Source organism: Nocardia sp. CY15 (assembly GCF_009829295.1).
In the GTDB taxonomy this organism is placed as follows: domain Bacteria; phylum Actinomycetota; class Actinomycetes; order Mycobacteriales; family Mycobacteriaceae; genus Nocardia; species Nocardia sputi.
In genome coordinates, this window is the sequence record NZ_VUOT01000048.1 from 1 (window position 1) to 19805 (window position 19805).

15 protein-coding genes and 1 pseudogene are annotated in these 19805 nt (G+C 68.4%); 6 read left to right on the forward strand and 10 right to left on the reverse strand.

From position 1 onward, the window contains the following. A pseudogene (locus tag GVY39_RS35445) lies at positions 1 to 846 on the forward strand (hypothetical protein); the annotation flags it as partial. Between the two features lie 78 nt (positions 847 to 924). On the opposite strand, the gene GVY39_RS31180 reads toward GVY39_RS35445, so the two are convergent. Both GVY39_RS31180 and GVY39_RS31185 read right to left on the reverse strand, forming a co-directional pair. Then, entirely contained in the window at positions 925 to 1815 is an 891-nt protein-coding gene (locus GVY39_RS31180; protein WP_240679486.1) for a MaoC family dehydratase, read from the reverse strand. Next, the gene (locus GVY39_RS31185) at positions 1812 to 3170 is read right to left on the reverse strand and encodes a 3-oxoacyl-ACP reductase (RefSeq protein ID WP_159930576.1); all 1359 of its coding nucleotides are present in this window, start codon (positions 3168 to 3170) and stop codon (positions 1812 to 1814) included. Before GVY39_RS31185 ends, GVY39_RS31180 begins: the two co-directional genes overlap by 4 nt. 208 nt (positions 3171 to 3378) lie before the next feature. Here GVY39_RS31185 and GVY39_RS31190 point away from each other — a divergent pair, with 208 nt between their 5' ends. Continuing rightward, on the forward strand, positions 3379 to 4701 hold the full coding sequence (locus tag GVY39_RS31190) for an acetyl-CoA C-acetyltransferase (RefSeq protein ID WP_159930577.1): 1323 nt from the start codon (positions 3379 to 3381) through the stop codon (positions 4699 to 4701). Positions 4702 to 4926: 225 nt separating this feature from the next. Here the strand turns inward: GVY39_RS31190 and gnd are convergent, their stop codons facing one another. After that, complete coding sequence (gene gnd / locus GVY39_RS31195) at positions 4927 to 5955, reverse strand: phosphogluconate dehydrogenase (NAD(+)-dependent, decarboxylating) (protein WP_159930578.1); 1029 nt, start codon at positions 5953 to 5955, stop codon at positions 4927 to 4929. 295 nt (positions 5956 to 6250) lie between these two features. On the opposite strand from gnd, the gene GVY39_RS31200 reads away from it, so the two are divergent. After that, positions 6251 to 8170, forward strand: a complete 1920-nt coding sequence (locus GVY39_RS31200; protein WP_159930579.1) for a VanW family protein — start codon at positions 6251 to 6253, stop codon at positions 8168 to 8170. Between the two features lie 69 nt (positions 8171 to 8239). Here the strand turns inward: GVY39_RS31200 and GVY39_RS31205 are convergent, their stop codons facing one another. The 3 genes from GVY39_RS31205 to GVY39_RS31215 form a co-directional block, all read right to left on the reverse strand. Further along, positions 8240 to 9325, reverse strand: coding sequence for a DUF4185 domain-containing protein (locus GVY39_RS31205; RefSeq protein WP_159930580.1), 1086 nt, complete (start codon positions 9323 to 9325; stop codon positions 8240 to 8242). A 68-nt stretch (positions 9326 to 9393) separates the two neighbouring features. Next, positions 9394 to 10146, reverse strand: a complete 753-nt coding sequence (locus tag GVY39_RS31210) for a helix-turn-helix domain-containing protein (protein WP_159930581.1) — start codon at positions 10144 to 10146, stop codon at positions 9394 to 9396. A gap of 193 nt (positions 10147 to 10339) precedes the next feature. After that, positions 10340 to 12175 carry an acyl-CoA dehydrogenase gene (locus GVY39_RS31215; protein WP_159930582.1) on the reverse strand — a complete coding sequence of 612 codons (1836 nt, stop codon included), beginning with the start codon at positions 12173 to 12175 and terminating at the stop codon, positions 10340 to 10342. A gap of 512 nt (positions 12176 to 12687) precedes the next feature. On the opposite strand from GVY39_RS31215, the gene GVY39_RS31220 reads away from it, so the two are divergent. Further along, positions 12688 to 13278: an alpha/beta family hydrolase gene (locus GVY39_RS31220; protein WP_159930583.1), complete on the forward strand. Its 591-nt coding sequence runs from the start codon at positions 12688 to 12690 to the stop codon at positions 13276 to 13278. A gap of 15 nt (positions 13279 to 13293) precedes the next feature. On the opposite strand, the gene GVY39_RS31225 is transcribed toward GVY39_RS31220, so the two are convergent. The 4 genes from GVY39_RS31225 to GVY39_RS31240 all read right to left on the reverse strand — a co-directional run bounded on the left by GVY39_RS31225 (position 13294) and on the right by GVY39_RS31240 (position 17364). Continuing rightward, on the reverse strand, positions 13294 to 13968 hold the full coding sequence (locus tag GVY39_RS31225) for a bifunctional 2-polyprenyl-6-hydroxyphenol methylase/3-demethylubiquinol 3-O-methyltransferase UbiG (RefSeq protein ID WP_159930584.1): 675 nt from the start codon (positions 13966 to 13968) through the stop codon (positions 13294 to 13296). A gap of 49 nt (positions 13969 to 14017) precedes the next feature. Further along, a complete protein-coding gene (locus GVY39_RS31230; protein ID WP_159930585.1) occupies positions 14018 to 15229 on the reverse strand; it encodes an erythromycin esterase family protein in 1212 nt (403 codons plus the stop codon). Positions 15230 to 15323: 94 nt separating this feature from the next. Then, positions 15324 to 16430, reverse strand: a complete 1107-nt coding sequence (locus GVY39_RS31235; RefSeq protein ID WP_159930586.1) for a DUF4185 domain-containing protein — start codon at positions 16428 to 16430, stop codon at positions 15324 to 15326. Between the two features lie 178 nt (positions 16431 to 16608). Continuing rightward, a complete protein-coding gene (locus GVY39_RS31240; RefSeq protein ID WP_159930587.1) occupies positions 16609 to 17364 on the reverse strand; it encodes a crotonase/enoyl-CoA hydratase family protein in 756 nt (251 codons plus the stop codon). Between the two features lie 118 nt (positions 17365 to 17482). Here GVY39_RS31240 and GVY39_RS31245 point away from each other — a divergent pair, with 118 nt between their 5' ends. Both GVY39_RS31245 and GVY39_RS31250 read left to right on the forward strand, forming a co-directional pair. Continuing rightward, positions 17483 to 19012, forward strand: coding sequence for an acetyl-CoA acetyltransferase (locus tag GVY39_RS31245; RefSeq protein ID WP_159930588.1), 1530 nt, complete (start codon positions 17483 to 17485; stop codon positions 19010 to 19012). Then, the gene (locus tag GVY39_RS31250; RefSeq protein ID WP_159930589.1) at positions 19009 to 19788 is read left to right on the forward strand and encodes a crotonase/enoyl-CoA hydratase family protein; all 780 of its coding nucleotides are present in this window, start codon (positions 19009 to 19011) and stop codon (positions 19786 to 19788) included. Before GVY39_RS31245 ends, GVY39_RS31250 begins: the two co-directional genes overlap by 4 nt. Positions 19789 to 19805 lie beyond the last annotated feature (17 nt).

The window sequence follows — 19805 nt, forward strand, 5'->3', positions numbered from 1 at the left end:
GTCCTGGCCGACAAGGCGTATTCCAGTCGCCCCAACCGCGACTGGCTGCGTCGGCGCGGGATCAAAGCCACGATCCCGGTCCCGGCCGACCAGGCCGCGCACCGCCGTAACCGTGGCAGCGCTGGTGACCCTTCGCCGCATTGGCGCTCGGCAATGGGGCCGTCGGCCGATCCGCTCGACCGCTTGACCGCGCCGACCCAGCTGTGCGCCGCGTCGTTCTTCGCGCACACCGCCGTGCTGGCCGACCGCCCGGGCAATATCGATGCGTTGCGACAGGCAGGGTGGGAGTTCGGCCGGATCGCGCATCTGGCCGATGCCGTCGCCGACTACGACGACGACGCCACCCATGATCGCTTCAACCCCCTCGCGATCACCGGCATCACCGTGCCCGAGGCCTACGACCTGCTGCGGCAATCGAATTCGCGCCTGCGCGCGGCCGTCGCGGCGGCCGAGCTGAGCCGGGTGCCCGCCGTCCGCTGGATGCTGCTGGACCCGCTGACCGCGGTGCTGCGGCGGCTCGGTCACGGTCTGGGGACCTTCGCCGCCCACACCTGCTCGGCGTCGCCCGATACCGAAGGCTCGCCGCGCGCCGAGGTTCGCGCCCGCGTACCGGGAACCGGGAGCCGTCCGCCGACCCGTCGTCCGGGCGTCGGCGAATCCCTCGCGCTCATCCTGGGCGGCTACTGCACCGGGTACGCGTGCTGCGCCGACCACACTCAGCCGTGCACCGGCGAACGCAAGGACGCCTGGATCAAGAATTGCGACTGCGGCGATTGCGGCGAATGTGACTGCGGCTGCTGCAATTGCGGTGACTGCGGCTGCTGCAACTGCAATTGCGACTGCTGATCCGCACCCGCAGAGCTCGCCGAACGCACTGAGCCGCATCCCGATTCACCCAGATCGGGATGCGGCTCAGCGGATCGTTCAGCGCAGGGTCGCCGTCAGATGCGGGTATCCCTTCTTCGGGTGGCGCAGTGCCAGATCCCAACCACCTTCGGCCTGGTCGGCATACACGTTGACGGTGGAAGGCAGCAGAATCGGCTTACCGAACTTGACCGAGTACGTGGTGTGTTCCGGGATGCGCCCCTCGACGGCGCCGAGGATGGCCGCGGCCGACCACATGCCGTGGGCGATCGACCTCGGGAAGCCGAACGCCTTGGCGCCCAACGCCGAGGTGTGGATCGGGTTGTGGTCACCGGACGCGGCGGCGTAGCGGGTGATCGTCTTCTGATCCACCCGCAACGTGCGTAGCGGCGGCGGCGGGACCTCGTCGGGCTTCGGCTCCTGCTTCGGCCCGCCCGACAGCGAGGTGCGCTGCTGGTGCAGGAACGTGGTGATCTGGTGCCACACCAGTTCCCGCCCCACCTTCACATCGCTGATCGCATCGACGAGCAGCCCCTTCGGGTGCTCGCGAAGGTTCTCGATGTGCGTGCGGATGTCCAGCGGCTCGCTCACCGAGATGTCCCGGGTGCGCTCGATGACGTTCTGCGCGTGCACCGCGCCCACCGCCACGAACGGGAAATCCCGCGCCACCACCAGCTGCATCGCCAGCGGGAAGGTCAGGATGAACGGATAGGTCAGCGGCAGCGCGTCGCCGAACCGAAGACCGGTAGCCCGGCAATAGGCGGCCAGATGATCCGGATCCACCCGCAGGCCCTCGAGCTGCACGGCCCGGTCCGGCAGCGTCGGCTTGCGCGCCGAGAGCAGCGGCACCGCACCGAGTGCGGCCTTCGCGAACAGGCGGCTGTTCTTCGGCGGTTCGGTGAGGGCGATCACCTGCGTCTTCTCTCGGCCTGCCTGCGCCTGGGTCATCATGCTCCGATCAGGCTCTGCCCGCAGACCCGCACCACGTTGCCGGTCACCGCGTTGGAAGCCGGGCTCGCGAAGTAGGCGATGGTCTCGGCGACGTCGACGGTCTGACCGCCCTGCAGCAGCGAACTCATCAGCCGGCCCGCCTCCCGGGTGGCCAGCGGGATGGCTGCGGTCATCGCGGTCTCGATGAAACCGGGCGCGACGGCGTTGATGGTGATGTTCTTCTCCGCCAGCTTCGGCGCCTCGGCGTCGACCATGCCGATGACGCCCGCCTTGGAGGCGCCGTAGTTGGTCTGGCCGCGGTTGCCCGCGATGCCCGCGATCGAGGACACGTCGATCACGCGACCGCCCTCCTTCAGCGCGCCCCTGGCCACCAGGCCCTCGGTGATCCGGTGCGGCGCGGCGAGATTGACGTTGATGACCGCGTTCCAGCGGCCCTCGTCCATGTTCGCCAGCAGTTTGTCGCGGGTGATGCCCGCGTTGTGCACGATGATGTCGATGCCGCCGAAACGCTCGGTGGCGAACTCGGCCAGCTTCTCCGCCGCGTCGGGCGCGGTCACGTCGAGTGCGAGCGCGGTGCCGCCCACTTTGTTCGCGGTCTCCGACAGGGCTTCACCCGCTGCCGGGATGTCGGCCACGATCACCTGGGCCCCGTCGCGGGCGAACACCTCGGCGATGGTCGCGCCGATGCCGCGCGCCGCGCCGGTGACCACGGCGACCTTGCCGTCCAGCGGGCGGTCCCAGTCGGCGGGCGCGCTCGCGTCGTCCTTGCCGACCCGGATCACCTGGCCGTCGACGAACGCCGACTTGGCCGAGAGCAGGAAGCGCAGGGTCGACTCCAAGCCGGTCGCCGCGGCGGACGCATCCGGGTGCAGGTAGACCAGCTGAGCGGTCGAGCCGCGCAGCAGTTCCTTGGCCACCGAGCGGGTGAAGCCCTCCAGCGCGCGCTGCGCGATCTGCTGGTCCACGCCGGACGCCAGCTCGGGCGTGGTGCCGATGACCACGATGCGCCCGGACGGGGTGAGGCTGCGCAGGGCGGGCTGGAAGAATTCGAACAGCTGCGAGAGGTCCTCGATGGTGCCGATGCCGGTGGCGTCGAACACCAATGCGCCGTACTTGGTTTCGGGGCTGAGCGCGTCGGCGAAGGTGTAGTCCGACAGCAGCGCGCGCACCGGCTCGGCGACCCGGCCCTTGCCGCCGATCAGCACCGGGCCCGGCAGCGCGGGCTCGCCCTTGACGTAGCGGCGCAATGCCTCCGGCTTCGGAAGGTTGAGCTTGCTGGCCAGGAACGCGCCAGGTGCGGAGTGTACGAACGATCCGTAGAGGTTGGGAGCACCCTTGCTCTTGCTGGCTGCCACTATTCCTACCTTTTCTGAGTTCAGTCTCTCGGGTCTGGGGTAGCCCCGGCGTGGTTTGCTGGCGCACATTTGCGGGGTACGTGTCGACATTAAACTTACTCCAGAGTAAGTTTAATGTAAACAACCGCGACGGGGCGCCGATCAGCGTGGAATGTCCGCGCCGGACCGGGCCACCGGGACATCCATCCACGAGACCTTGGAGACTCGAGTGACTAGCAAAGCCCGTTCGGCGAAGAGCACCGCCAATACCGGTAAGACCACCCGCCCGGTCGCGATCGTGGGCGGCAACCGGATTCCGTTCGCTCGCTCGGACAAGGCGTACGCGCACGCCTCCAACCAGGACATGTTCACCGCCGCGCTGGACGGTCTCGTCAGCCGCTTCGGCCTGCAGGGCGATCGGCTCGGCATGGTCGTCGGCGGCGCCGTACTGAAGCGGGTCGGCGAGCACGGGCTGATCCGGGAGAGCGTGCTCGGCAGCAAGCTCAGCCCGTACACCCCGGCGCACGACCTGCAGCTGGCCTGCGGCACCGGGCTCCAGGCGATCGTCACCGTCGGTGACGCGATCGCCGCGGGCCGCATCGAGGCCGGCGTCGGCGGCGGCACCGACACCACCTCGGACGCTCCGATCGGCGTGAGCGAGGGCATGCGGGAGTGGATGCTCGACGCCAACCGCGCCAAGACCAACAAAGACCGCCTCAAGCTGGTCGGCCAGCTGCGCCCGAGCATGCTGGGCATCGAGATCCCCCGCAACGCCGAGCCGCGCACCGGGTTGTCCATGGGTGAGCACGCCGCCATCACCGCCAAGGAGTTCGGCATCCCGCGCGAGGCGCAGGACGAGCTGGCCTACCTGTCGCACAAGAACATGGCGGCCGCCTACGACCGCGGTTTCTTCGACGACCTGATCACGCCGTTCCTCGGTCTCACCCGCGACGACAACCTGCGGCCGAACTCCTCGATCGAGAAGCTGGCCACTCTGAAGCCGGTCTTCGGCGTCAAGGCGGGCGACGCGACCATGACCGCGGGCAACTCCACTCCGCTGACCGACGGCGCCTCCGCGGTGCTGCTGTCCAGCGAGGAGTGGGCGGCCGAGCGCAAGCTGCCGGTGCTGGCCCACCTGGTCGACAGCGAGGTCGCCGCGGTCGACTACATCCACGGTCCCGACGGCCTGCTGATGGCGCCGACCTACGCGGTGCCGCGCCTGCTCGCCCGCAACGGCCTGACCCTGCAGGACTTCGACTACTACGAGATCCACGAGGCCTTCGCCTCGGTGGTCCTGGCCACCCTGGCCGCGTGGGAGTCCGACGCCTACTGCAAGGAGCGCCTCGGCCTCGACGGCGCGCTCGGCTCGATCGACCGCAGCAAGCTCAACGTCAACGGCTCGTCGCTGGCCGCGGGCCACCCCTTCGCCGCCACCGGCGGCCGCATCGTCGCCGCCACCGCGAAGATGCTCGCCGAAAGGGGCTCCGGCCGAGCCCTGATCTCCATCTGCGCCGCGGGCGGCCAGGGCGTCGTCGCCATCCTCGAGCGCTAGACCACTCCTCGCAGGTAGGCATCGAAGGCGGTATGGGTTCGAAGAAGCGGACCCATACCGCCTTGCCGTCTGTCCGCTGTGAGAACGGTGAGCGTATTTCGCCGATCGCTGCGGGGCGGGCTCCCATAGGCCGGGGAAGAGGTTGTTGGCGGCAGTAATCCGCCGATTTCGCGGACCGGGCCGTAGTCCGCCGCTCTCGGGCTCATGCGCGGAGCGGAAACCGCCTCATTTCCCGGGCAGTTCGATGTGCCCTCCGAAAGCTTTGCGCATCGCCGAGAGCACTTTGTCCGCGTATTGGGCATCGCCTCGGGAGGAGAAGCGCGCGAAGAGGGCCGAGGCCAGGACGGGTACGGGTACGCCGGTGTCGATGGCGGCATCGACGGTCCAGCGGCCCTCTCCGGAATCGGAGACCCGGCCACTGTAGGAATCGAGGTTCGGGTCCGCGTGCAGCGCGGCCGCGGTGAGGTCCAGCAACCAGGAGGCGACCACCGAGCCTCGCCGCCACAACTCGGTGACCTCGGGCACGTCGATGTCGTACCGGTAGTACTCGGGGTGCTCCAGCGGTGTCTCCTCCGCGGAGAACTCGCCGGGGTGCTCGGCTCCGTAGTTGGCCTTCTGGAGGATGTTCAACCCCTCGGCGTAGGCGGCCATCGCCCCGTACTCGATGCCGTTGTGCACCATCTTCACGAAGTGACCCGCACCCGCGGGCCCGCAGTGCAGGTAGCCCAGTTCGGCGGTGGACGGCTCGCCGGTGCGTCCAGCGGTCCGTTCGGCCGCCTCGAGGCCCGGTGCGATTGACTTCAGCAGCGGATCCAGGTACTTCACCGGCTCGGTCTCTCCGCCGATCATCAGGCAGAAGCCGCGGGCCAGGCCGAACACCCCGCCCGAGGTGCCGATGTCCACGTAGTGGATGCCCTTGGGTTTCAGCTGCTCGGCGCGCCGGATGTCCTCGTGATAGCGGCTGTTGCCGCCGTCGATGACGATGTCGTCCGGCTCGAGCAGTTCGGCGACCTGTTCGATCACCGCACCGGTCGCGCCGGCGGGAATCATCACCCACACCACGCGTGGGGTCTCGAGCATGCCGACGAATTCGGCGAGATCGGTGCTGCCGCGGAAGTTGTCCCCGAGCTCGGCGCGCAGTTCGTCGATGTGAGCGGAGTGACGTTCGTACCCGACGGCGGTGTGTCCGTCCCTGACGATGCGACGCACGATGTTGGCGCCCATCCGGCCGAGGCCGATCATTCCCAACTGCATACCATCCATCTCCCTTGTATGCGAAGTCTTGCGGCGGGTCGTCCCTCCTCTCGATTCTCCCCGCGTGGGATCGGTCACGGTTCGTCCCGCGGGTGTAACGCCCCTGGCGGCACACCGATAAACAGGTCGGCTCCGCGCAGTTGCCAGACCCCCGACCCGGCAACTGCGCGGGCCTCTTTGTGTGGTGTACCCGGTTCTTTGCGCGGGATTTGCTCTACGCCCGAGCTGTGCCGACCGCTGTCGGTAGGGACCACTATCGTTGGCGGGGACTCGCATCGTGCGGGTCCACAATTCCATGGAACGGGGAGGACGGTTCGTGACGAGCCAGCCGAGCACCGGAGGACACGGCCCACACCCTGGTAGCGAAGTCGGACGGCGCCAGCTCCTCGGGGCGGAGCAACCCCAAGGATCGGACCGGTCGGTCGCGTGGAGCGGCGACGCGCAGCCTACTCAGCCTCTGCACACTACCCGGCGAGGGCCCGTGCCGCCCGCACCTCGCCGTGCGCCCGCGCGTCGCCCGATCTCCACTCCGCCACCGAAGCGCCTGGACACCGCGCTCGTGCGCCGGGCGGGTATCGCCGTCGGCGCCGTCCTGGCGGTCGCCGGTCTCGGATACGCGGTGGACTGGGTGCTGTCCGCGGGTGAGGTGCCGCGCGGCACCGTCGTCGCGGGCGTCGACGTCGGCGGCATGGACAAGTCCGCGGCCGATGCCGCTCTGCGCGCCGAACTCGATCCGAGGACGAGCCGGGAACTGCCGCTGCGCATCGGCGACGTGCAGACCCGCATCGTGCCGAGCGCCGCCGGACTGGCCGTGAACTGGGACGCCACCTGGTCGCGGATCGGCTCCCAGCCGCTCAATCCGTTCACCCGGCTCGCCTCCTTCTTCACTACGCGCGACGTGGCGATCGTCAGCGCGGTCGACGAGCAGGCCATGGATCGTCAGCTGACCGAGCTGCGGGTGCACGACCGCCCCTCGGTGGAGGGCACCATCACCTTCGACCGGGCCAGACCCGTCGCGGTGCCGCCGGTCCCCGGACGAGTGCTCGACGCCGCCGCCGCTCGTACGGAATTGGCCGACCGCTGGATCACCGGGACGACGCTGGATCTCCCGGTGGTTCCCGCGCCATTGGGCGTGCGTCCGGAAGCCGTCGACAAGGCACTGCGCGAGATCGCCCAACCCGCCGTGCAGGCGCCGATCTCGTTCGCCGGCAAGGGCGGCGCGGCAAGGCTCGATCCCGAGCAGATCGCCTCCGTCCTGACCTTCGCGCCGGACGGGCAGGGTGGTCTGGCAGTGTCGGTGAATCAGGAGGCCGCGATCGGACTGCTCGCGCCGCAACTCGCCACTACGGAAGTGGAGCCGAAGGACGCGACGTTCGCGGTGTCCGGTGGCAAGCCGTCGGTGGTCCCCGCCGTGGTCGGCGACAAGATCAACTGGCCGAAGACCTTGGAACAGTTCACCGCACTGCTGGTCGCCCCGGGCGAGCGGACCGCGCAGGCGGTCTACGAGCGCATCGAACCGAGACTGACCACCGAGGCCGCGCAGGGTCTCGGCGTGATCGAGACCGTCGGATCGTTCACCACTGGTGGTTTCAGCGGCCCTTCCGGCGTCAATATCCGCACCGTGGCCAGGAAGGTCAACGGCGCGATCGTCAAGCCGGGAGAGACGTTCTCGCTCAACGAGTTCACCGGTCCGCGCGGCACCGCCGAGGGATATGTCGAGTCCGGCATCATCGACCACGGCCGTCCCAGCACCGCCGTCGGCGGCGGCATCAGCCAGTTCGCCACCACGCTCTACAACGCGGCGTACTTCGCCGGCCTCGAGGACGCGGGCCACACCGAGCACAGCTACTACATCTCCCGCTACCCCGCCGCCCGCGAGGCCACCGTCTTCGACGGCGCGATCGACCTCGCATTCCGCAACAACTCGCAAACCGGCATCTACATCGAGACTTTCGCGACCGACTCGGAAATCACCGTCCGCCTGTGGGGCACCAAGACGGTCGATGTCGAATCCATCACCGGCGAGAAGACCAAACCCACCGAACCCAACACGATCACCTTGCCCAAGGGCAAGGACTGCATCGCCTCCGAAGGCGCACCCGGCTTCACCATCTCCGACACCCGCGTCATCACCGACCGCAAGACGGGACGCGAAGTCTCCCGCAAGACCCGCACGGTGAAGTACGACCCCATTCCCATCGTGAAGTGCGAGTGAGGAAACAGCGGCGAACGCACGCCGAGCGAATCCGCTCCGTCCCGCGCTGGACAGGGCGGATTCGCACTTTCACAACGGTGTTTTCATCAGCAGCACGTTGTACTGGGTGTGCTGGGTGACCAGGAAGTAGAGGTCACGGCCGGTTTGGTAGGGGTAGATCATCGGCGCGTAAGCCGTGGGGAGGGAGCGGGCTTCGATGAGGACGCGAGGCTCGCTCCACGGCCCTTCCGGGGCGGACGCGGTGCGCAGGACGACGTTGTTGGCCGGGTCGGTGGTCAGCATGACGTACTGGCCGAGGTGTTCGTTCCACATGACAGAGAGTTCCGCGACGCCGCCGAGGATCGGGGCCGCGGTCTTGGCGTCGGTGGGCTTCCACGCTTTGCCGTCCCAGTACTCGTAGGCGTCGATGTCGGCGATCTGGGCTTCTTTCGCGCGGGAGACGAAACCGGGATTGTTCCGGCCCGCCGGCGTGCCGTAGCGGTAGATGTAGCCGCCCGCCTTCAGGAAGGCGTTCTGCTGGAAGTTCTCGTGGCCGTCGACGTTGGCACGGCGGGTGTGGGTGAGCTGCGACCACGTGGTGCCGCCGTCATGGGAGGCGGCGAGGGTGGAGAAATTGGTGTGCCACCTGCCGTGATCACCCCATTCGCGCACCGACATCATGCTCATGTACTGCACGCCGCCCACCGAGATGCCCGCCGTGGGAATCAGGCTGATCTCGATGCCGGGGATCTTGGGGCTCGGTAACGGGTTGGGCACCACGTCGTCGAAGATGATGCCGTCGGCGGGGTCGTGCGAGGAGCTGCGGAACAGCACGTTGCTGGTCCAAGCCCAGAGGCTGCCCGCGAGGAGGTTGGGCACGCCGATGCCCGCGCTGTCGCCGAAGGCGGTGATCATCCGGCCGTTGCCGTCGTCCCACATGATGCCGAGGTCGGTGCCGAGCACGTTGACCGCTTGCGTGCGATTCGGGCTGTCCATGCCGGTCACCTGGAACACCGCTTTGGTCGGGCCGGGCAGCTCGGGCAGGCCGTGAATGCCGTTGAGCGCTGGGATCGGTATGACGTTGTTCGGGTCTGCTCCGGCGGGCGCGGCGGCGGTCAGCGCGAGAACCGCGGTGAGCGCGCCGGCTCCGGCGAGTGCGGACAGCGATCGAGTCATCCGGCAATTCCCTTCTCGTGGGACGCAGTCTGCTGGGTAATTCTGCCTGCTCGCCGCCGCGATGTCGCCTACATCGACGCGTGGGCTCCGCGCGTTCGGCCGATCGTCACCAGCCGGTGCAGCCACCACGGGCGTTCCGGGAGCTCGGGGCTGTAGACCCGCATGCTCATCGAGCGGATCCGGCCCGTGGCGAGTTCGCGTACCCGCAAACTGCGGCGGGGGATGTCGGCGGCGCGTACTTCGGTGGTCCACATACGGTCCCAATCGGGGGAGCGGCGGCAGCGTTCGGCGATCTGTTCGACGCGCTCGCGCGGGGCGAGCGGAGACAGGATGCGGAAGGCGTCCACGAGCAGGTGCGCCTCCACGGCCCAGTCCACCATCACCCGCCGGGCCGCCGCGTCGAGAAACATCCACTCCAGCACGTTCGCTCGGGCGACAGCTCCGGGAAAGGCGCGTTCGTAGGCGGAATTGGCCTCCACCAGATCCTGGGTCGGCATCCGCTGGTAGCAGGCCGGGTCGGGAAGGCTGTGCAGGTCGGCTCGGTCGTCCGGGGTCGGCACGTCGGGGCCCGGTCCGTAGGCGGCGGTGAAGAAGCTGGGCAAGGTCAGCACGACGATGTGCTTGCGATACCAGATGGGCACCTCGAGCGCGTCGAACAATTGTTGCAGCAGCGCGTGATTCGGCGAGACCGCGCCCGTTTCGACTTCGTCCAGCACCGCCTCGGCGAGGCCGGCGCGCTGGGCGAGTTGGGTCGGTGTCAATCCCGCGGCGAGTCGTCGTTCGCGCAGATAAGCGCCGATGCCAGTCGTGTTGCGCGTCACCTCGGGCACCCCTGCCGACAATCTTCGCGTCGAACTGTGTGGATCGGGAGGTTCCTGCTGCCCTCCGGGAGCACGCAATCTACCGGAGAGAATCGGCGCCGAACGGCGATCGAATGTCACGAAACGACAAATCTAGACGACAAAGGCCCGGAGAAGATCTCCGGGCCTTTGTGCCGTATCGGTGGTGCGAGCGTCAGAACGCGGCTTCGTCCAGCTCCATGATGTCGTTGTCCAGGTTGGACAGCACGGCGCGGGTGGCGGTCAGCTCCGGCAGGATGTTGCGCGCGAAGAACTGCGCGACCGCGACCTTGCCCTGGTAGAACGCCTCGTCGGCGCCGGTGGCGCCGTTGTCCAGCGCCGCGATGGCGACCTCGGCCTGGCGCAGCAGCTGCCAGCCGATCAGCAGATCACCCACCGAGAGCAGGAAGCGCACCGAACCCAGGCCGACCTTGTACAGCTCGCTCGGCTGCTCCTGGGCGCCCATCAGGTGGCCGGTGAGCGTGGCGGCCATGGCCTGCACATCCTCCAGCGCGGTGGCCAGCAGCTTGCGCTCGCCCTTCAGGCGGCCGTTGCCCGCCTCGGCGTCGATGAACTTCTGCACCTGTCCGGCCACATGGGCCAGCGCGACGCCGCGGTCACGGGCGATCTTGCGGAAGAAGAAGTCCTGCGCCTGGATGGCGGTGGTGCCCTCGTAGAGCGAGTCGATCTTCGCGTCGCGGATGTACTGCTCGATCGGGTAGTCCTGCAGGAAGCCGGAGCCGCCCAGGGTTTGCAGCGACTCGGTCAGGTACTGGTAGGCGCGCTCGGAGCCGACACCCTTGACGATCGGCAGCAGCAAATCGTTGACCCGAGCGGCCAGGTCGGCGTCGGCTCCGGAGACCTGCTGGGCCACGTCGTCGTTCTGGTGAGCGGCGGTGTACAGGTACACCGCGCGCAGCCCCTCCGCGTACGCCTTCTGGGTGGCCAGCGAACGACGGACGTCCGGGTGGTGGGTGATGGTCACGCGCGGCGCGGCCTTGTCGGTCATCTGCGTCAGGTCGGCGCCCTGGACCCGCTCCTTGGCGTAATCCCGCGCGTTCAGGTAACCGGTCGACAGGGTCGCGATGGCCTTGGTGCCCACCATCATGCGGGCGTGCTCGATGACATCGAACATCTGCGCGATGCCGTCGTGCACCTCGCCGACCAGCCAGCCCTTGGCGGGGATGCCGTGGCCGCCGAAGGTGACCTCGCAGGTGGCCGAGACCTTCAGGCCCATCTTGTGCTCGACGTTGGTGACGAACACGCCGTTGCGCTCGCCCAGCTCACCGGTCTCGGGGTCGAAGTGGAACTTCGGCACGAAGAACAGCGACAGGCCCTTGGTGCCCGGTCCGGCGCCCTCGGGGCGGGCCAGTACCAGGTGCATGATGTTGGGGAACAGATCGTCGGAGTCGGCGGAGGTGATGAACCGCTTGACGCCCTCGATGTGCCAGGTGCCGTCTTCCTGCTCGAGCGCTTTGGTGCGGCCCGCTCCGACGTCGGAGCCTGCGTCGGGCTCGGTCAGCACCATGGTGGCGCCCCAGCCCTGGTCGGCGGCGATCTGCGCCCACTTCTTCTGCTCGTCGGTCGCGTTGTTGTAGAAGATGTTCGCGAAGCCGGGGCCCGCGGCGTACATGAAGGCGGCGGGCTGCGCGCCCAGGATCAGCTCGGCGATGGCCCAGTAGGCCGCGCGGGGGATCGGCAGGCCGCCGAGCTCCTCGGCGATGCCCAGCTTGTCCCAGCCGCCGTCCTGGAGGGTGCGGTAGCTCTTCTTGAACGATTCCGGCAGCGTCACCGTGTGGGTCTCGGGATCGAAGACCGGCGGGTTGCGGTCGGCGTCGGCGAACGACTCGCCGAGCGGGCCTTCGGCCAGGCGCCGCACCTCGTTGAGCATCTCCTTGACGGTGTCCGCGTCGAGATCGCCGTATGCGCCGCTGTCCAGGATGGACCCCAAGCCCAGGACCTCGAAGAGGTTGAACTCCAGGTCGCGGACATTGCTCTTGTAGTGACCCATTGTCAGTACTCACTCTCCGTTGAGTTGGTGCGGTCGGTCGGTTGCCGTTCCCGCCCGTGTTCGCTCCACCGGGGTAGTCGTGCCGGTTTTCCGCATGCTACTCGCGGGTAACTTATTTGACATATTACCGAGCGGTAATGAAGTGGCAAAGAGCTGAGCTGGCAATGTGACGCGTTTTACAGTGTCCGATCCAGATCCCGGCACACCGTCGCGCACTGCGCTGACCACGGATGCGATCGTCCCGCCCTCCCACGCGCAACCGGGCCGGGGACGAAGCCGAGTCAGAAGCCTAACGGCTCGTCGCCTCCCCGATGCCGAGCGCAGCGCCACCGCGCAGCCTGCTCCGAGTGGCCGCCAAGCCTCGGGCTCAGCCTTTGGTCCTCCCAACCGACTGCATGAACTAAGGCGAAACCGCAGGTCATACGGCTGGTGCCCCGGTAACCGAGATGGCGCCGCCACCGGTTTCGAGCGAAGCGAGATCGAGCATTGTCCGTTCCTGGAAAATAAGCACAGTGCGTATCGAGACGAGTGCCGGACCGGCTGAGGTCGAGCTCGAACAGCCGCGCAGGCCGGCGTTCCTGTTGCTGCTCACGCATGGCGCGGGTGGCGGGGTGGACGCGAAGGACCTGCTCGCGGTGCGTGACGCGGCGCTTCGCCTCGGCGGCGCGGTCGCGCGGGTGGTGCAGCCGTACCGGGTCGCCGGGCGACGTGCGCCGGGTTCGGCGATCAAGCAGGACGAGGCTTGGCTCGAGATCGTCGCTCGGCTGCGCGGCCGCAAACGCATGCCGCTTATTCAGGGCGGGCGCAGCAACGGGGCGCGGGTGGCCTGTCGCACCGCGGTCGCGGCGCGCGCCCGTGGCGTCCTCGCGTTGTCGTTCCCGCTGCATCCGCCGGGCAAGCCGGAGAACTCCCGCCGGGACGAGTTGCTCGCTCCGGGGGACATCGAAGTGGTGGTCGTCAACGGGGCCAACGACCCGTTCGGCATCCCCGATCCAGCCGACGCCGCGGAGGTCCGCGTCATTCCCGGGCAGCCGCATGCTTTCCGCGCGGGCTTCGACCTGATCGCCGAGACCGTGACCCCGTGGCTCGAGCGCTGGTCGTGAACCGAAGCACGGCCCTTACCCCGCTGCCCGGGTGGCGATGACCAAGGCGTCGATGGCGTCGCCGGTCTCGGTGGGCCGGTAGACGCGGTCGGCGAGGCGCACGCGCACGTGGCTCGCGGCCGCCAGGGGACCGAGGTCGGCGACGATGTCGTCGGGAGTGAAGAGGATGGCCGGGTCCTGTGGCCCGCCGCAGCCGTCGGTGAGGTTGGTGGTGTCGTGGCCGAGCACGAGGAGGGTGCCCTCGGGAGCCAGCAGGTCGGCCGCCTTGCGGACCAGCGCGCGGCGCTGCTCGGCGGGCAGGTGCAGGAAGACCATCAAGACCAGCTCGAACGGCCCGGTGATTCCCGCCTCGTCCAGGTCGGTGACGTCGGCGCACTGCCAGGTGATGCGATTGCGGACCGAGCGGGACAAGCGCGACGCGACGGTGCGGCCTTTGTCGATGCCCACCTGGGAGTAGTCGACGGCGTGCACCTGCCAACCGTGTGTGGCGAGCCACAGGGTGTTGCGCCCCTCGCCGCACGCCAGGTCGAGGGCGCGGGGAAACTCCGGCGCATCGCCCTCGGGGGTGGCGGCCTGGAGCGGGGCACGGCGTTCCAACCCGTAGACATGCTCCACCACGGTGTTGTTCGGCGGTGCGCCCCAGACCAATTCAGTTTGCGCGTAGCGCTCGTCCCAGTCGGCCGCATCCATGTTTCGAGTCTATTGATCGCGTGGCCCGCGATCCCCAGGGTTGCCCGAGTCAGTCCGATACCTGCGAGAGCCAGTGCACCGGCGTGGTCTCGCGCACGTGGATCAGCACGTCGAACGCGTCGGCGAGCGCGGAGAGCCGGATGTTCGCCGAGGCGTCCTGGGCCGGGTCGTAGACTCCGCTGATGGTGCGCAGTTTCGCCGGACCGGTGAGCCAGTCGCGCACCGGTTCCGGCGCGGCGGCGTCCAGGTCGACGTAGTACGCGGGCAGGTCGACCTCGCCCAGGGCGGCATCGACCAAGTCGTCCTGCGGGTCGGGCGCCGTCGCCACACCGAGGTCGCCGTGGTGGAAGCCGATGCCGACGGACGTGTACCCCGCGCCGAGCCGAGCACGCAGATGGCTTCCCGCGCCATGGAATTCGGCCGCGCCGAAGGCGATCGGAAGACTGGTGGTGTGCGCGATCCCGTCCCAGTAGACGATCTTGGCGCCGGTCGCTCGCTGCCATCCCAGCACCGTCTCGGCGGAAGGACGCTCGTCCCGGGCGAAGCCCTGGCTCGCGACGCTGTGCCGGTGGAAGTCGAGGATCAGGCGGGCGTGGTCCAGGGCAGTAGCGCGCTCCTTCGTGTCCGGCAGCGCCGTGAGCAGCGCGAATGCGTCTTCGGCGTGCTCCACGAACGGGCGGCCGGGGTGGATGCCCTGGTGGCGCTGGACGTGCTCGTCGATCTGGTGCGCGGTGCGGATCGGCGCGAGGTGCACCTCGATCGCGGCCGTCCGGTCGGGGGCCGCGCGTCGCACATAATCGAGCACCGCGTCGTAGTCACTGGGCTCGGCATGGGGCGGTTCCACGCCGAAGATCCGCACGGGGTCTTGCGGATGCGCCAGGTTGTACGCGCGGATCCAGCGCAGCGTGGCCACCGACTCCTCGGTCCGCCACGGCCGCCACGCGCCGGCGAGCACCGTCAACGGGTCGCTCTCCCCGCTGGTGACGAACCGGTCCCAGCGTTCACCCGAACGCGCGCTGTCCTGAATGGCCAAGGCGCGGAAACCGTGCCGCTCGACCAGCCCACGGAATATCCGTTCGCGCACACCGAATGTCTGCCGGGAGAACCGTGTCGACTCACCCAGGCCCACCACCGTGGCGGTGCCGAGTCGCGCGATCAAGCTGTCGAGGTCCGAGCCGGGGGAGTCCGGATCGAAGCTGTCGATCGTGACGGCGTTCTCGCGCAGCCAGGTGCGGACGTCGACGGTGGTGGTGCTGAGCATGATGCCTCCAGGGACGGGAACGGACCGACGCGGTTCAGCCTCATATATCAACCTTTGTTGAGGTCAAGTGCCGCGTCGGACCGTCTGCCCCGGGCTACAGTGTCGTGCGCATCAGCAAGACGTTGTATTGGCTGTGCACCGTCGTGAGGAAGTACAGATCACGTCCCGTCTGGTACGGGAAGATCGAGGGCGCGTAGGCGGTGGGCAATTCGCGGGTGTCGATCAGCACTTCGGGATCGCTCCACGGACCGGCCGGTGTGGACGCGCGCCGCATCACCACGGAATTGAACCGGTCGGTGGTGAGCGAAATGTACTGTCCGAGATAAGCGTTGTACATCACCGACAATTCGCCGACACCCCACATGATCGGTGCGGCGGCATTCACGTCGTTCTTGCGCCACGCGCGGCCGTCCCAGTATTCGTATTCGGCGAGGTTCGCGATGTCGTGTGCGCGCACACGGGCCACGTGTGCGGTGTTGTCGCGCCCGGATCGGGTGCCGTACTCGTAGATGTACCCGCCGTCGGAAAGAAAGGCGTTCATCTGGAAGTTGGCGTTTCCGCCCTCGTTGGTTCGCCGTGTCTCCGGCAGTTCGGCCCAGGTCTCGCCGTTGTCTCCGGAGACGGCGAGCCCGGAGAAGCTGGTGCTCCATTGACCGACGTCGTCCCAGGTCTTCACCGACATCAGGCTCATGTACTGCACGCCGTCCACCGCGATGCCCGCGGTGGGAATCCGGCTGATCTCAAGGAAGGGAATCTTCGGGCTGGGAATCAGGTCGCGCGCTTGGCCGAACACATCGCGCACCACGCTGTCGAAATAGATGCCCTCGGCGGGGTCCTTGGTGTGACTGCGCAGGAGGATATTGCTGCGCCAGGACCACATGCTGCCCGCGAGCAGATTGGGAAAGCCGAAGCCCGCGGTGTCGCCGAACGCGGTGAGCATTTCGCCGCGCCCGTTGTCCCACATGATGCCGAGGTCGGTGCCGAGGACGTTGTAGGTCTGGGTGTTGTTCGGGCTGGCCATCCCGGTCACCTGGAACACCGCCTTGGTGCGGCCGAGCAGATTCGGCAACCCGGTCGTGCCGTTGAGCACCGGGATCGGATTGATGGCGTTCGGGTTGGCGATGGCGGGGGTGGTCGCCGTGAAGAGCAAGGCCGAGACACCCGCCAGCGCCGAGAGCAGGAAGCATGCGGTCCTGATCACTGTCTGTGAGCCCTCCGGTTTCTTGCCGTGAGCGGTGCGAAACACAGATGTCCCGCGATACACAGACCCTTCGCAGTGTGCCGCGCACCACTATTCGACTGGCTGGCAAATCGTGGGCAAATGCTAGCAGTGAAATCGGCGCGGATGTGCCTTATGTCGCATACTGGCGAACAAGCAGCTATTGCAGAGTCCGCTGGCGGAGCGCTCTCCGGAGGATGAGGGGTAGCTGGGTGGCGCGCTCGACGGCAAAGGTTCGCCGGGGGGACGCTTGCCACGACTTCTTGAACAGCCGCTTGGCCGCGGCGACGGCGTGGGGCGATCGGGTCGCGAGGCGGTCGGCCAGTTTCTCGGCCTCGGCCACGGGGTCTTCCGTCAACTCGGTGACCAAGCCGATCTTCGCTGCGTAGGCGGCATTCACGGTGTCCGCGGTCATCGTGAGCAAGAGGGCTCGGTCCATCCCGACCAGGCGTGACAGCGAGGCCGCGCCGGTCATATCCGGTATGAGGCCGTGCGCGGCTTCCATGACGGAGAACTCCGCGTCGGGGGTGGCGAAACGGAAGTCGGCGGCCAGTGCGAGCTGCAGCCCGCCGCCGTAGCAGCGCCCGTGCACCGCGGCGATCACCGGCACGGGCAGGCGGCGCCAGGCCCAGCACGCCTCTTGGAACGCGTTCGTGCCCCGCCAGGGTCGCGGCGCGAAATTTCGGATGATAGCTATTGGATTGCTAGTGGCCGCTGCGATGTCCAGTCCACTGCTGAAGCTGGGTCCGTTCCCGGACAGGATCACCGCGCGTACATCACCACGGCGAGCCACGATTTTCGCACTGGTAATCAGTCCGCTAAGCATCTCGACAGTAAGGCCGTTGTGCTTGTCCGGCCGGTCGAGCGTGACGTACGCGAGGTTGTGGTCGATCCGCAGTGCGATGTTGGTGCCCATTCTCGGATCTTACTCACCGGTCAGTTGCGGGACTCGCGCTGTTGCCCGTGAAGCTTCGGTTCTGTTCTAATCGAAGTCGAGTTACCGTCAATGTTGACGGTTCTGGAGCGGAGGACGCATGCTGCCAGCCGGAATGGACCCGAGGACGCCGGTGCTCGTCGGCGCCGGGCAGGTCGTACACCGACCGGGAGAGCCGGGTTTGCCCGGCCCGGTCGAACTCGCCGCCGAGTCCCTGCGCCGCGCGGGCGCCGACAGCGGCGTCGGCGACAGTTTGCTGCGGTCCGCCGACTTGATCGCCGCCGTCGCTCCGGTCAGCCGCCCCTACGGTGACTTGGGCGCACTCGTCGCCGCCGATCTGGGCATCAGTCCGAAACGGACCGTGCAATCGGTGCGTTTCGGCGGTGACGCGCCGCAGCGGCTGCTCAACATGGTCGCGCAGGCCATCGCCGACGGTCGCTCGGACGTCGCGCTGCTCACCGGCGCCGAAGCGGTGTCCTCGTGGAACGCCGCCACCCGCAACGGCGCCGCGGTGGACTGGCCGGAGCAGCCGGAGGATGTGGGGCCCGACGAGATCATCGGCTCCGATCGCGCGCCGAACTCGGACATGGAGACCGCGGCGGGCTTGTGGGGGCCGGTCTACTTCTATGCGCTGATGGAAACGGCGCTGCGCCGCAGGCTCGGGACGAGTGAAGCCACGCACCGGCAGCGGATCGGCGAACTGTGGTCGCGGCTGTCGGACATCGCGGCACGTAATCCCTATGCGTGGCAGCCCACCGCACATACCGCCGCTGATCTGGTGACACCCGCGCCCGCCAACCGGATGGTGTCGACACCCTATCCGAAGCTGATGGTCGCGAACCTGACCGTCGACCTGGGCGCCGGACTGGTCCTGTGCAGTGCGGCGGCCGCCGACGCCGCCGGTGTGCCGCGGGACCGGTGGGTGTTCCCGCACGCGGGCGCCACCGCGACCGACGAGTGGTTCGTCTCCGAGCGCGCGGACATGTCCCGCTCGCCCGCCATCGCCGCGGCGGGGAAAGCGACGCTGGGCGCGGCGGGGATCGCGATAGACGACGTCGCGCACATCGACCTCTACTCCTGCTTCCCGGTCGCGGTGCAGGTCGCGGCCGAGGAACTCGGTCTGCCGCTCGATGATCCGGTGCGGCCGCTGTCGGTCACCGGCGGTCTCACCTTCGCGGGCGGGCCGGGCAACAACTACACGACGCATTCGATCGCGACCCTCTACGGCATTCTCCGCGCCGACCCGGACGCTTATGGACTGGCGACGGCGCTCGGTTGGTACAGCACCAAGCACGGCGTCGGCGTGTACTCCGCCCGACCGCCCGCGCGGCTGTTCCGTGCGATCGAGGCGCAAGTGCCTCCGGCGCGACGCGAACCGGCGCCCGGGTACACCGGCCCGGTCTCGATCGAGGCGTACACCGTCGCCTACCGCAAGGGCTCGGCGCCGGACCGTGCCGACGAACCGGAAGCCGTTGTGGTGAGCGCACTGACACCCGCGGGGACCCGCATACTGGTTCGGGCGTCGGATGCCGACACCCTCGCGGCGTTCACCGCAGGCGATCCGCTCGGCGCGGACGCCGAGGTCACCGCGGACACGTTCACCCTGCTCACCGAGAGGAGCGCCGAATGAGTGAGACGGTGGGACCCGACGTGGTTCTCGTCGAGCGGCGCGACGCGATCACCGTGCTGACGGTCAACCGTCCCGAGGCGCGCAACGCGATCAACCTGGCCACCGCGCAAGCCATCGAGGCCGCCGTCGACGAGTTCGAGGCCGACGATGCCGCGCGCGTGCTCGTGCTCACCGGTGCGGGCGGAACCTTCAGTGCCGGAATGGATCTCGTTGCCGCGTCGAAGGGCGAGATGCCGATGACGCAACGGCGCGGCCCGCTCGGCATCGCGGCGAAGCCCCCGGCGAAGCCGATGATCTCCGCGGTCGAGGGCTTCGCGCTGGCCGGTGGTTTCGAGCTGGCGCTGTCGGGTGATCTGATCGTCGCGGCGCGCGACGCGCAGTTCGGCATTCCCGAGGTCAAGCGCGGTCTGGTCGCCGCGGGCGGCGGCGTGCTGCGGCTGACCCAGCGGCTGCCGCGCAGCACCGCCGCCGAACTCGCGCTCACGGGCGGGCGGGTCAGCGCCGAGCGGCTCTACCAACTCGGCTTGGTCAATCGGGTCACCGAGCCGGGCGGCGCGTTGTCGGTGGCGCTCGAACTGGCGGCCGAGATCGCCGCCGCCGCGCCGCTGGCGGTGGCCGCGAGCAAGCGCATCATCGATGAGTCGCCGGATTGGCCGGTCGCGGAAGCGTTCGCGAAACAGGGCGAGATCGCCCTGCCCGCACTGTTTTCCAAGGACGCCGCCGAAGGCGCGCTGGCGTTCGCGCAGAAGCGCGAGCCGAAGTGGCAGGGCCGCTGACAGGCGGGCCGGGACAC